Annotated in this window: 13 protein-coding genes and 1 riboswitch; of the genes, 6 read left to right on the forward strand and 7 right to left on the reverse strand. The window is 39.1% G+C overall.

The features are described from left to right. Nucleotides 1-657 carry a YceH family protein gene (locus XM47_RS07180; protein WP_048691149.1) on the reverse strand — a complete coding sequence of 219 codons (657 nt, stop codon included), beginning with the start codon at nucleotides 655-657 and terminating at the stop codon, nucleotides 1-3. A 193-nt stretch (nucleotides 658-850) separates the two neighbouring features. Here XM47_RS07180 and XM47_RS07185 point away from each other — a divergent pair, with 193 nt between their 5' ends. Beyond that, complete coding sequence (locus tag XM47_RS07185; RefSeq protein ID WP_048691151.1) at nucleotides 851-2,026, forward strand: serine hydrolase domain-containing protein; 1,176 nt, start codon at nucleotides 851-853, stop codon at nucleotides 2,024-2,026. Nucleotides 2,027-2,081: 55 nt separating this feature from the next. Here XM47_RS07185 and XM47_RS07190 read toward each other — a convergent pair whose 3' ends face one another. The 4 genes from XM47_RS07190 to lepB form a co-directional block, all read right to left on the reverse strand. Continuing rightward, nucleotides 2,082-2,348: a DUF2999 family protein gene (locus XM47_RS07190; RefSeq protein ID WP_048691153.1), complete on the reverse strand. Its 267-nt coding sequence runs from the start codon at nucleotides 2,346-2,348 to the stop codon at nucleotides 2,082-2,084. A 145-nt stretch (nucleotides 2,349-2,493) separates the two neighbouring features. Then, nucleotides 2,494-3,375, reverse strand: coding sequence for a DMT family transporter (locus tag XM47_RS07195; protein ID WP_048691155.1), 882 nt, complete (start codon nucleotides 3,373-3,375; stop codon nucleotides 2,494-2,496). Nucleotides 3,376-3,546: 171 nt separating this feature from the next. After that, nucleotides 3,547-4,134, reverse strand: a complete 588-nt coding sequence (locus XM47_RS07200; RefSeq protein ID WP_048691156.1) for a DUF1287 domain-containing protein — start codon at nucleotides 4,132-4,134, stop codon at nucleotides 3,547-3,549. Nucleotides 4,135-4,152: 18 nt separating this feature from the next. After that, nucleotides 4,153-4,779 carry a signal peptidase I gene (gene lepB, locus XM47_RS07205; RefSeq protein ID WP_048691158.1) on the reverse strand — a complete coding sequence of 209 codons (627 nt, stop codon included), beginning with the start codon at nucleotides 4,777-4,779 and terminating at the stop codon, nucleotides 4,153-4,155. A 128-nt stretch (nucleotides 4,780-4,907) separates the two neighbouring features. Then, nucleotides 4,908-5,120: riboswitch (cobalamin riboswitch) on the forward strand. Between the two features lie 152 nt (nucleotides 5,121-5,272). On the opposite strand from lepB, the gene XM47_RS07210 reads away from it, so the two are divergent. From XM47_RS07210 to XM47_RS07225, 4 genes are all read left to right on the forward strand, one after another. Beyond that, a complete protein-coding gene (locus XM47_RS07210) occupies nucleotides 5,273-5,875 on the forward strand; it encodes a hypothetical protein (protein ID WP_048691160.1) in 603 nt (200 codons plus the stop codon). 67 nt (nucleotides 5,876-5,942) lie between these two features. Then, nucleotides 5,943-6,557, forward strand: a complete 615-nt coding sequence (locus XM47_RS07215) for a histidine phosphatase family protein (RefSeq protein ID WP_048691162.1) — start codon at nucleotides 5,943-5,945, stop codon at nucleotides 6,555-6,557. Next, nucleotides 6,551-7,522, forward strand: coding sequence for a cobalamin biosynthesis protein CobD/CbiB (locus XM47_RS07220; RefSeq protein WP_048691164.1), 972 nt, complete (start codon nucleotides 6,551-6,553; stop codon nucleotides 7,520-7,522). Before XM47_RS07215 ends, XM47_RS07220 begins: the two co-directional genes overlap by 7 nt. A 10-nt stretch (nucleotides 7,523-7,532) precedes the next feature. Then, complete coding sequence (locus tag XM47_RS07225) at nucleotides 7,533-8,579, forward strand: aminotransferase class I/II-fold pyridoxal phosphate-dependent enzyme (protein ID WP_048691165.1); 1,047 nt, start codon at nucleotides 7,533-7,535, stop codon at nucleotides 8,577-8,579. Here XM47_RS07225 and XM47_RS07230 read toward each other — a convergent pair. Then, complete coding sequence (locus XM47_RS07230; protein ID WP_048691167.1) at nucleotides 8,559-9,128, reverse strand: pyridoxamine 5'-phosphate oxidase family protein; 570 nt, start codon at nucleotides 9,126-9,128, stop codon at nucleotides 8,559-8,561. The genes XM47_RS07225 and XM47_RS07230 overlap by 21 nt on opposite strands. A 169-nt stretch (nucleotides 9,129-9,297) precedes the next feature. On the opposite strand from XM47_RS07230, the gene XM47_RS07235 reads away from it, so the two are divergent. Further along, nucleotides 9,298-11,079, forward strand: a complete 1,782-nt coding sequence (locus tag XM47_RS07235) for a PAS domain-containing sensor histidine kinase (RefSeq protein WP_048691169.1) — start codon at nucleotides 9,298-9,300, stop codon at nucleotides 11,077-11,079. A gap of 70 nt (nucleotides 11,080-11,149) precedes the next feature. Here XM47_RS07235 and XM47_RS19455 read toward each other — a convergent pair whose 3' ends face one another. Next, nucleotides 11,150-12,100, reverse strand: coding sequence for a DUF1186 domain-containing protein (locus XM47_RS19455; protein WP_048691171.1), 951 nt, complete (start codon nucleotides 12,098-12,100; stop codon nucleotides 11,150-11,152). Nucleotides 12,101-12,123: the final 23 nt, after the last annotated feature.

The raw sequence follows: 12,123 nt of genomic DNA on the forward strand, positions 1-12,123 counted from the left end.
CTAATCTAATATCAGCTGTTTTAACTCAGCGAGTTCAGCTTTGAGTTCAGCCACGCTTTGTTCTAATTCATCAACCCTCTGCTGTAATTCAGAGTCATTGTTTGAGGCAAAAGTGCTAGTGGTTGTCGCGGCCACGGCTTGGCTAATCTCAACGTCAGCAAACAAATGAGCAAATCGGCTTTCTCTTTTGCCTGGCTCTCGCTCTAACTTCACCACAAATGAACCATCTGCATGCTCGGCAAGTTCTTGCAGGCAAGATTCGATTTGTTGCACATCACTAAAGCTTGCTAAGCGCTGGGTTCGCGTTCTTAATTCACCTGGCGTTTGTGGGCCTCTTAAAAAGAGTACACATAAAATAGCAGCTTGCTCTTGGCTAAACTGATACGAAGAAAAATCACTGCCATAAAAGCGGTGACGATATTTAGTCACTCGACCAGAAGGTCCTGTGTCACTCAACAAACGTAAGTTGACTAATTCATCCACTACATTTTGAACTTGGCTTTCGCTGTAATCCACTATAGGTTCGCGGTTCGATTTTTGGTTACAAGCTGTCGTTATGCCGTTAATCGACATGGGATATTGATCAGGCGTAGTCACTTGCTTTTCTAACATAACGCCTAAAACTCTTAATTGTTCAGCGGTTAATTTATTTTTCATTTTTATTCCCTATCCTGATTTCAAACAGTCTATTAAGCTATATGGATTCAGTTTAGCTAATATCAATCAATGCACTTAGTTTTAATTGACCATTAATCGATTATTGGCTCAAATAACAATCAAAAATAAACTTAGTGATTACTTTTTCTGTGATAAGCGCTAAAATACGTCGCTTTTATTCTGAGGCGAAATAATGTTAGCTAAATTCAAAATACAATTATTAGCCCTACTTTGTTTATTCCAGCTTCCTGTCGTTTATAGCACTGAGATTAACGCCTTCAACCAATCTTTTGCAAAGCAAGTTCATTCAAAATTAGTTCAGTTAAGCGTGCCCGGCGGTGCCTATGCCATTGTAAAAAGTGGAAAAGTAATTGCGATAGAAACCTTTGGTCACACGGATAAATCTAAACAACAAGCCGTAAATGAACAAACCATATTTAGGCTCGCATCAGTATCTAAAACCTTTGCTGCCACTATCACCACTATGCTGGCGCAAGAGCGAAGTTTAGATTTATCCGATCCTGTCACTAAATATGTGCCTAACTTTAAATTAGCAGTCCCTAACGCAGCTGAACAAATCCAATTAAAACACTTGCTCAGTCACTCCTCTGGATTAATGCCTAATGCTTATGACAACCTGCTTCATGAGAACTGGAATTTAACCAAAATCATTAAGCGCTTTGATAGAGTTTCGCCTATTTGTCAGCCCGCTAAATGTTACGGTTACCAAAATATTGCTTATGCTTTAGTGCAGCCCGCAATTGAAGCAAGCCAAACCAAATCATTTAATACCTTGGTCCAAGAGCGAATATTCGAGCCGCTGAATATGGAAAATGCGTCTGTCGGTATAAAACCTTATATCTCAGAAAAAAATGTGGCTAAGCCGCACATTTTAATTAAAAGAGTCAAGACTGGACAAAAAACAGCTGACGGTAAAGATATTAAAAAGCACATTTGGCGAACGGTAAAAGTAAAACCTGATTTTTACAAAGTCGCGCCTGCTGCGGGGGTAAACGCAAGTATTAGTGATTTAGCAAAATGGTTAATCGCTAATTTGGGCTATCAGCCTAAAGTGTTATCTGAAGCACTTCTGACAGAACTCACAACCCCTAGAATAAAAACGAAGCGTGATTTAAAAAAACGATATTGGCGAGAATACTTAACCGACGCGCATTACGGTTATGGTTGGCGAATTTACCAATTCCAAGATTTTCCGATTATCTATCACTCAGGTTGGGTGGCAGGCTTTAGAGCAGATATAGGCTATTCGCCAGATTTAGATATCGGCTTTGCATTACTGTTGAATGCAGAAACGAATGCAACCAGTAAAATATCGACCGACTTTTGGTCTCAAGCTAAGCAGATTTAACGATAGCTCAACAAGCAGAACCAATACTTAACTAAAAGTATTGGTTCAATACTAACTACTGTTGTTCTTGGCTAGCTTTCAACTTAGCTTTAGCTTCTTCAACTTTGGAGAAGTCTAAACCTAACTCTTCTACGGCTTGTTTAATTAAATCAGGGTTAGACATAACCATCATCATTAACCCTTGCAATTTTTCAGGTGGAAGGCCTAATGATTGAATAGTCCCCATTGCCATCATAGGGTTTTGCGTTAAAGTTTGAAATAACTCCGCAATTTTCTCTTCACCAATATTATGTTCTTTTAACGTTTGAATTATAGGATTCATTTAATCACTCTCAAGTTTACTTATCTAGGGTCTTATATGAATTCCCTATTAGACCCTAACCACTAACCAATAAATGAAATTGTCATCTAAACAGGTAAAGCAGTCAACCTAGTATTCAAAGCGTAGCAACCAAATAAAAATCGATTTAACGCTTCCACATCACGTTAACTAACGCGCCTGCGATAACTAAACCACCGCCCATAATAGTGGTTAGAGTCGGTACTTCACTAAAATATAACCAGCCTATCAAAGCTGAAAAAACAACTTGAATATAAGCGTATGCTGTCGCTTTATTTGCATCATCACAATTGAGCGCCTTAGTTAATCCCACCTGTCCCACTTGAGTAAAAATGCCGACGAGTATCAGCAAGCCAAATATAGGCAAGGTCGGCATAACAAAGTCAGATCCCAATAAAGCAACAGACATAGGTAAAGATATAAACGGAAAGTAAAAAACGATAACTGAGCTATCGTCTGTTTTAGTTAACTTTTTTACCACCACATACGCAACCGCACTACCAATCGCACCTAAAACACCAGCGCCAACGCTTAACCAAGCATAAGGCATTTGTTGGTAATCATTTAATTGCATATTAGGCGCAACCATAACGCCCAGCCCGATTAAACTTAGCACTATGCAAATTAGGGTTGAACGCTGCACGCTTTCTTTCAAAAATAATACTGCCAGTACTGCGGTAAAAACCGGATGCAAATATTGCAAAATCGTCGACTCAGCTAAAGGCAAGGTACTAACAGAGTAATAAACAAAAATCAGGGTGACCGCACCGACCGAGCCTCGAACAAAGAGTAAGGGCTTATTATTCCCCCAGACAGATATTTTTTTTCTTCTGATATCGAGATAACTAATAATACCTGACACAATCGCTCGCGCTGCGACTATTTCTAATACAGGAATACCGGCATCACTAACTGACTTTACACATGCAGCCATTAAAGAAAAACCAAGCGCAGACAAAATCATATACCAAGCACTCATAGGTAAGGCTTGTTTTAAAGACATAAACATAATGGAAAGCGACTAAATTAAAGGTTATGAGCTAAGGCTCAAAATTGGCGTGGAGTATAACTGAATCTCTGGCAAAAAATGGGATGATTCGAAAATTAAATCAAACCTAACGCTTGGCGTTAGGTTTATAAATGACAAAAATTACGATAAGAACAAATACGGGTCTTGAGACTAATTACCAAGGTCAAAGCGATAATGGCCTGTGATTGGGTAATCAAATAAAAAATCTTCTAATTTTGGACCGCTACCAACATTGTGTACTATGAGCGGATTGCCTGAACTAGCAGAAATGCCGTCGGTCACAATACCAATATGGGGTAAATTGCCGGGTAAACTCCATGTCACTATATCTCCTGCATTATAATCAGACGCCTTAGCGCTAACGCTTAACTCTGTACCATGGCGGCGAAAAAAGGTTTGTAAATTAGGTACTCGCCTGTGGTCTATATTAGTGTCGGTGCGAGTCATACCCCAAATTCGAGCTGAAGGGTATAAAGCAAAATTGGCTTTCATATCTTGATGGACAAGTTGTTGCAGGTCTATGCCCAGTGCTCGATAAGTTCGAATGATAACATCAGTACAAACGCCTGTATTAGCCGGTACATCTCCATTAGGGTAAGCGATTGAAACATAAGCGCCGTCGTAAGTAACTTGATGTTGAGTTCGTTCTAATGCCGCTTTAACTAACCTTTGACTAAAAGTTTCAGCATTCGCTTGCTCTACTTGCAAACAGAATAGACACAAATACAAATATTTCATACAAGCTCCTGATTAAGATTAGACTAGCGGCTTATTAAATCTATCTGATTTCGGCATAAACCACTTGTCGTAATCAAGCGAAAACGCGGTTTTGGTTGCCCGACCTATAATTTCATGCCTTGGCACAAAGCCATATACTCTAGAATCAGCACTTGATCTACGATTATCACCTAAAACTAAATAATGATCTTCAGGCACTACAACGGCAGGGAAACTACTTAAAATATCAGGCTGAGTTAGATCAAGCTGAATTAAATGCGCCACACCCGCAAGCAACTCTGTTTTATCTTTTTGATTTAACCTAAGTGGTTTACCGTTTAGATAGACTTGATCATTGACCATGCTAACAATATCGTTAGGCAAGCCAATCACACGTTTAATTAATCGAGTATCTGCCGCTTTAGACTCAAAAACAATAATATGGTTATAGTCAGGCTCACCTGTTTTAACCATAGAGATTCGGCTAAATGGTACTCTTAGATCATAAGCAGCCTTATCAACTATTACTTGATCACCAATTTCTATAGTTGGGATCATAGAGCCAGTCGGGACATGATACCAATCCGCAATAGCACTTCTAAAGGTAAACATTAAAACCATAAAAATAAGAAATCGAGAATTGGCCAAACAGAATTTTTTCAACATAAGTAGTCCCTCTAAAATAATGTTAGGTTAGAAGCCCCCCTATATTAAAAGTTCAAAAAACAATCACATTTAAAATTGAACGGCTTAAATTAAGTACCTGAATTGCTAATCTGAATTAAATCTATTAAAGTGCGCCGCATAATCTAGGTGTCTTTTTTAGCTTTATCGTGAAAACAAAAATAGGTTAAAAAAGGTGAAACGTGAAACAGGTTAAAAGCCTGTACTGCCCCCGCAACGGTAACTGTGAGCATCAACAAAAACCACTGTATTTTTATAATATGGGAAGGTGTTGAACTGCGATGAACAGGAGTCCGGAGACCGGCCTAAGATTAACTCTAGACTGCGGTGGGCGGCTTCTTCAGAGAACGACATATAATAAATCCAGACAGTAAAGCACTATCTAAAGCGATAGCAATGGGCTTTGTTGCTGCTGGAACTCCCCTTGTCTTTCCTGTGTTGCTTGTTTATCGTCCAATTTACAGGATGCAAAAACATGGCTTTAATACTCAATCGAATCATCACCTCTAAGTCGATTCTCATTATCAGCTTGCTCATGGTGCTAATGCTGATAACACGCGGAAATCACTTTTTAACCAGCATAAATTTACCGAGTGCGTCTATCGCGGTATTTTTCTTAGCGGGTATTTACCTACGAAAAGTGAAGATATTTTGGTTATTTTACCTAACCAGCATAACAATAGATTTAACAGTATCTTACAGCCGTGGAGCTTTTGGTAGCTGTATTACAAATACCTACCCTTTACTTGCTTTCAGCTATGGTGCTGTATTTTATGCTGGCACTCAACTCAGTGATTTATTTAAAAACCAGTTCAATTTGATCACAATACTTAAAACGCTAGGTTTATTAGTATTAGCGACTAGCTTAGCTTTTGTGATTTCTAATGGCAGTTATTATTGGTTTTCTGGTCAATATATAGAGCCAAATTGGCTTGAATACACAAGTCGCTTCGCTCAATATTTCCCGAGTTATATTCAAAAACCTTTTTATTATGTGTTGCCTGCACTAATGATGCATTGGGTGATAAAAACTCAACTCAAGCTAAGCTCTGCGAAAGACATAGAACAAGTAAAATAAGCTAAATTCGAAATGAATAAGATGAACGAATCAAGCAAAACGACTTCCCGTAATTGGCTTGCCTAACTTGATACAAATTTACCTAGCCCGACACGGTGAAACAAAGTGGAACCTTGAACAAAGAATTCAAGGTCAGCTCGACAGTGACTTAACCCAGTTAGGTCATCGCCAAGCTGAAAAACTAGCTCACCAGCTCGCCAAACTAAAAGTAAGCCATATTTTTAGCTCTCCACTCGGGCGGGCAAAAAGTACAGCTCACATATGCCGCGAAATAAACCAAACTGAACTAACGATTTCTGATGCACTACAAGAAAGGCATTTTGGCCAATGGCAGCAGCAAACTTTATCTTCGCTTAAAAGCCAAGTTCACTTTGAACAGGTATTTCATCAAATAAGTGATTTTAGTGCCCCTCAAGGTGAAACAGGCATAACCGCAGCCAAACGATTTAAACAAGGATTAACCGAACTCATTAACTTAGCGGCCGATCAAGATAAATCTCATCACAAAGCCTATGCGGTTATCAGTCATGGCGATGTAATGCGATGTTTTCTGGCAAATATAAATAACTCAAACAAATTAAATTCAACCGGCAAAACCCAAAATGCCTACAGCCTATTCAAAAATGGGAAGTTAATTAAATTGCACTTTGATAGGCACAACCAAATGTTCACTTTATGCTAGCTTTCACCATGTTATTAGCTGTGTTAATTGACGCTCTACTAGGAGAAGTGAAACGATTTCATCCTCTGGTTGGCTTTGGTTTGCTAGCACAAAAGCTAGAAGCCAAATTAAACACGGCCAAGCAAACTCAATCGAACCCAACTGCAAGCAAAACAGCCTTTATAAAAGGCATGCTAGCTTGGTGCTTACTGGTATTACCCTTACCTATAGGTATTTTTATTGGCTTAGATTTGCTCAGCCATTACCCAATTTACATTCAGCTAGGGTTTGATCTAGTTTTCATTTATTTCGCACTTGGTTTTAAAAGCTTATATCAACATGGTATGCAAATTTATCATGCTTTAGAGCTGCGAGATTTATCCCTTGCTCGCCGCTACTGCAGCTATATTGTTAGCCGAGATACCAGCCAACTAACAGAACAAGAAATAAGCAGAGCCTGCGTAGAATCCATGCTAGAAAACAGTCACGATGCTGTGACTGCCACTTTAATTTGTTACTTAATTGGCGGTGCACCCTTAGTTATTTTACACAGATTAGCCAATACCCTAGATGCAATGTGGGGTTATAAAAATGACCGTTTTATTTATTTTGGTAAATTTTCGGCACGGGCAGACGACGTACTCGGCTTTGTCCCAGCTAAATTAACCGCTCTGCTTTACGCCTTACTTTCTGTTACTCGAACTAACGCGGTTTTAAAATTGGCTTACCAACAAGCTAAACATTATAAAAGCCATAATGGCGGCTGGGTAATGTCTGCCGGCGCAAGTTTACTCAAGATAAAACTAGGTGGTCGCGCTGTATACCATAACAAAACCCTCTTCTCACCCGAGTTAGGAAAAGGTCGAACGGTTGAAGCGATAGATATAGCCTCGAGCTTAAAAAAAGCCACTCATGCCGTCATACTTTTGATATTACTGACTGGGTTAGTGGAAGCTGGCGCCCAGCTGTTAGCAATGAGTAGATAAAGACATGACAATGACAAAATTTGAACATGGTGGTCAATTAGAAAAAGTGGCCAAACAATATAATATACCTGCTCATGCTTGGTTAGATTTATCCACTGGCATATCGCCTTTTAGCTATCCAATACCAAATATTCCAATTCAATTTTGGCAGCAATTACCAATAGCACAAGATGGCTTAATAGCAGCCGCCAAACAATATTATCAAGCTAACTTCTGCTTACCTTGTAGTGGTAGCCAACAAATAATCGAGTTAATTCCGTCACTGTGGTTAAACCAAATGCGTAGCTTATCTCACGATATTTCTGCTAGCGATTTAACAGTTTACTTACCTAGCGTTGGCTATAAAGAGCATCAAGGGGCATGGCAACTTGCTGGGTTTCAACTTAAATTTTACGACCAAAATCTCCCTAATGAGTTAATGCCCAATTCAGTCGTTGTAGTTATCAATCCAAATAATCCGAGCGGTCAACTGCGCAAAGCGAATGATTTAACCCAGTTACAAGCTAACGTAAACCAACAGCAAGGCTTGCTCATTGTCGACGAAGCCTTTATGGATGTAATCCAGCCTTCTGAATCAATCGTTTCTCAACTAACCGAAAATACTTTGGTATTAAGATCTTTCGGTAAGTTTTTTGGCTTAGCTGGGATTAGAATCGGCTTTATTTGCACATCAGAAAAATGGCATAACCTAATTAACCAAGTGACAGGTCCGTGGCGGGTTAATGGCCCTGCACTTTATATTGCAGAGCAAGCATTAAAAGACAAGCTCTGGCACCAAACACAAATAAGCAAACTAACTCAGCAACAACAAGCACTAAGCCAGCTGTTAACCGAGTTTGGTTTTGGCCGACAAATTAGTTGCCCATTATTTATTAGAGTTGAAACCAGCCAAGCAAAACACTTGTATCACGCACTATGCCGCTTAGCTGTGTATGTCAGGCTCACAGACGAGCAAGATGCTCTGCGTTTCGGCATACCAAATCACGAGCAGCTAGCTCAACTCAAAAAAGCTTTAGTACAGCTTAGCAAGGACAAATCACTCGGTGACTTGGCTTAGGCCACTTAACTCGGCAATGTCACTTTCAAAACCATCAATACTGGTTTGGTTTTTCTTTAACCAGTATTTTTCGATGCCTGCTTCACCTTGTCGCTCTGACCAGTTTGCTAAATCTTGTCTATCCGCCTGATATTCAAAGTAAGGGACTGACATGCCGCAAGATGATTGCACCAAATCAATATCTAAAATAAAAATTTGCCGCGCCGCAACACTTTGTGGAAACATGGCTAAATACTCATGCCAGTTAGGATCGGCTTTATGTAACGCTTTCGCAGTGCCATAAGCTCGTAAAATAAGCGGAGTACCTTCAAACGCACAAAACATTATCGTCATTCTTGGGTCTGATAACACATGCGCAGCTGATTCATTACCGCTACCGGTTAAATTTAACCAAGCAATTTTCTTCGGGCTAATCACCCGAAGCGAATCGCCACCTTTAGGTGATAAATTCACTCTGCCTGTTTGCGCCGCTGTTGCGACAAAATATATTTTTTGCTGACCAATAAACTCAATATGTTTATCGTTTAACTGCTCAAATTGTTGCCCCATATAAACTCCTTTTCTTTTTATACTATTTTTAGTTCAACCTAAATTAGCTAGCCTAATTGTGGCAAAAAACGACAAAAACATCTAAATTTAATACAGCATAATTTTAAGTCAGGGAAGATAAATTACCGCACGTCTAACATTAGAATTAGCAAGAGATCTGAGAACAATAATGAGCCATTCTGACAATCAAAAACAATTAGAGATAATTAATGACTTTTTAAAAGATGCTGAAGTCTCTTACCTAAAATCTGAGTTCTTTAAACTCGCTTTATCAAACTTATCTGAATTATTAAACACACAGCTCATCATACACACCAATATCTACAAAGATAAAAACAATAATGAATATAGGTTTAACCACCAGCTCTATAGCCAAGTGACAGATGATAGCTTACCTCAACATTTTTCAGCGACATTTCCGGCGAGCGAAACGCCCAATATCATCAAGAAAATATACCAAGAGAAAACCGAAGTAGAAACTCAGTTTGAACAAATAGCGAGCTTATATTTAGGCTTAACACCCGACTCGCAAGAGTCGCATACACAAACTAATTTTCACTTAACCCCTTTTTTTGCAGATGATGTTTTGGTCGGCATGCTCATCGTACAATCTGATAAACCGGTCAATTTAATCAATCAATACCCTGCTTTGTATCACACGATTAAAAATACCTTAACCACAGCCAGTCAGAACAATAACCACAAAATAGAAGTCGCAACGTTCCAAACAGTACTAGATTTAATGCCACAGCGAGTATTTTGGAAGAACCGCCAATCTATTTATCTTGGATGTAATAAAGCATTTTCAGATGACGCGTCACTGCCAAGTCCAGATGATATAGTCGGCGTAACTGACTACGACATATTTCCTGATCAGGCTGAGTTATATCGCTCGGATGACGCCAATACTATGACTACCTTAGAGCACTTAATATGCTCAGAAGAACCGCAAACCCATCAAAATGGAAATACCATTTGGTTACGAACCTCTAAACGCCCTATTATTGATCCACAAGAAAAAGTGGTTGGTGTGGTTGGTACCTATGACGACATCACTCAGCTAAAAGAGATCCAACACGAATTAGAACAAGCAAAAAGTACTTTAGAAAAACGTGTATCAGAGCGAACCAAAGAACTAACAGAAACAAACACCAAACTCGCCTCAACCATATCTGAATTAAAATCGGCACAACATCAGTTGATTGAAAATGAAAAAATGGCTTCACTCGGTAAGCTGGTTTCTGGCATAGCACACGAAATTAATACCCCTTTAGGTATAGCCGTTACCAGTGCCAGTCATCTAGAGCAAATAGCCCAAGCACTCAACAAAGCCGCTCAGCAAGGCAATTTATCAAGGCAGCAGTTCCTTGAAAATTGCTCACAAATCATAACGAGTAGCGATTTAACTTTATCAAATTTAGAAAGAGCGTCTGATTTAGTCAGAAGCTTTAAAATGATAGCGGTAGACCAAACACACGATGAGAAACGGACTTTAAATCTATACAGTTACTTAGCTCAAGTTATCAATGCGATGACACCAAAAACGAGCCAAAAGAACATCCGAATAACGCTGCATGGCGATGAAAATTTGGATATGACAACTTTCCCCGGCGCATTATCTCAAATCACCACCAATCTAATCGACAACGCCTTTATTCACGCTTTTCCAGAGCTAAATAACGGTGAAATAAAAATATCATTTGAGCATAAAAACGAATGGTTAAAAATCACCTTCACCGATAATGGGGTTGGCATTTGTGAGAGTAAAATAAAAAATATATTCGACCCCTTTTACACAACCAACAGAACACAAGGTGGAACAGGATTGGGACTCAGTATAGTTTTTAACTTAATCACCCAATCCTTAGGGGGGCATATCAGTTGCGAGAGCAAATTAGAAGAGTGGACAAAATTTACTATTTCTCTACCAATAAGCCCTCAAGGAAAATAAAACTAAGCCCAACCAAACTGTATTTAAGCTTAGGGATAAGCAACCAGAAAACCAAAATAAACGATTATTATTAATGTAAACAACACTTTTTATATTTCTTGCCGCTACCGCAAGGGCAAGGATCGTTTCTGCCCACTTTAGTTAAGCTGGCTACCGGCACACTGTTTTCTAAAATATAGTTTTCGTCGTACAAGGTGCTTTTGAACAAATCTGTTTCAGCTAACAGCTTAGTCATTTCTTGTTGCACATCTATCTCTTCTGAATCTTGACCTCCACCCGTCATGCCCAAAAACTCAAAAGTTTCCACTAGGTTGAAATCAGCCTGTACTAAACCAGATGCAATACGTTTAACACTATCTGTGTTGTTCCATGCTCTGATCTCATCTAACGATGCCATTTCTTCGTCAAAAACATCTTTATTACATAGCGCGACAAAATCATTTTTAAAACCGTCTAAACCATAATCGATACAAGACATGGCTAATACAGTTAATAAAAAGCTATTAGTAATACCCGGAGAAGCTAAAAACGAAGCGCGCCATAACGACACATAATCCGTTAGCATTTCAGTCGAAATAATGCCAGATTCGTACTGAGCAAACACAGCGTCAATCGCCGAGCCTTTGGCGTACATAGCAGGGTGACTATCGAGAATATAACCAGATAAAACTTCAGGGTTACCATCGGCTAATATATAAAACAAAGTCGGTAATATTTCAGTCAACGCATCGCCAAAAACTGCTTCAATTGGCGTTAATAACGTATCTTGGCAAGCAAATAACTCCATCACTTTATCGAGCGCAGGCGTATATTTCAGTTCAGCTAACAACAAAGTGCCGTAAAATAAAATACTGCGCTGCTCTTCATTCACCTTTGCAGGATCTGCGATAAAGGCATCCATAATTTTAATCAATTCAGGGTAAAAGGATGACCAATTTTGTTTCGCTGCTTCCAACCCTTCGATAGGTAACTTAGTGTCATGCACGTCGACTAAAGCATCTAAAATCTGTTCTAATTTCATCTATTGTCCAGCTATATCTTGTA

The organism is Catenovulum maritimum, assembly GCF_001050375.1.
Taxonomy (GTDB): Bacteria; Pseudomonadota; Gammaproteobacteria; order Enterobacterales; family Alteromonadaceae; genus Catenovulum; species Catenovulum maritimum.

What these genes read in the sequence shown, in the direction of transcription:
- XM47_RS07180 (WP_048691149.1), bottom strand. Translation starts at nt 657, where the DNA reads ATGAAAAATAAATTAACCGCTGAACAATTAAGAGTTTTAGGCGTTATG.
- XM47_RS07185 (WP_048691151.1), top strand. Translation starts at nt 851, where the DNA reads ATGTTAGCTAAATTCAAAATACAATTATTAGCCCTACTTTGTTTATTC.
- XM47_RS07190 (WP_048691153.1), bottom strand. Translation starts at nt 2,348, where the DNA reads ATGAATCCTATAATTCAAACGTTAAAAGAACATAATATTGGTGAAGAG.
- XM47_RS07195 (WP_048691155.1), bottom strand. Translation starts at nt 3,375, where the DNA reads ATGTTTATGTCTTTAAAACAAGCCTTACCTATGAGTGCTTGGTATATG.
- XM47_RS07200 (WP_048691156.1), bottom strand. Translation starts at nt 4,134, where the DNA reads ATGAAATATTTGTATTTGTGTCTATTCTGTTTGCAAGTAGAGCAAGCG.
- lepB (WP_048691158.1), bottom strand. Translation starts at nt 4,779, where the DNA reads ATGTTGAAAAAATTCTGTTTGGCCAATTCTCGATTTCTTATTTTTATG.
- XM47_RS07210 (WP_048691160.1), top strand. Translation starts at nt 5,273, where the DNA reads ATGGCTTTAATACTCAATCGAATCATCACCTCTAAGTCGATTCTCATT.
- XM47_RS07220 (WP_048691164.1), top strand. Translation starts at nt 6,551, where the DNA reads ATGCTAGCTTTCACCATGTTATTAGCTGTGTTAATTGACGCTCTACTA.
- XM47_RS07225 (WP_048691165.1), top strand. Translation starts at nt 7,533, where the DNA reads ATGACAAAATTTGAACATGGTGGTCAATTAGAAAAAGTGGCCAAACAA.
- XM47_RS07230 (WP_048691167.1), bottom strand. Translation starts at nt 9,128, where the DNA reads ATGGGGCAACAATTTGAGCAGTTAAACGATAAACATATTGAGTTTATT.
- XM47_RS07235 (WP_048691169.1), top strand. Translation starts at nt 9,298, where the DNA reads ATGAGCCATTCTGACAATCAAAAACAATTAGAGATAATTAATGACTTT.
- XM47_RS19455 (WP_048691171.1), bottom strand. Translation starts at nt 12,100, where the DNA reads ATGAAATTAGAACAGATTTTAGATGCTTTAGTCGACGTGCATGACACT.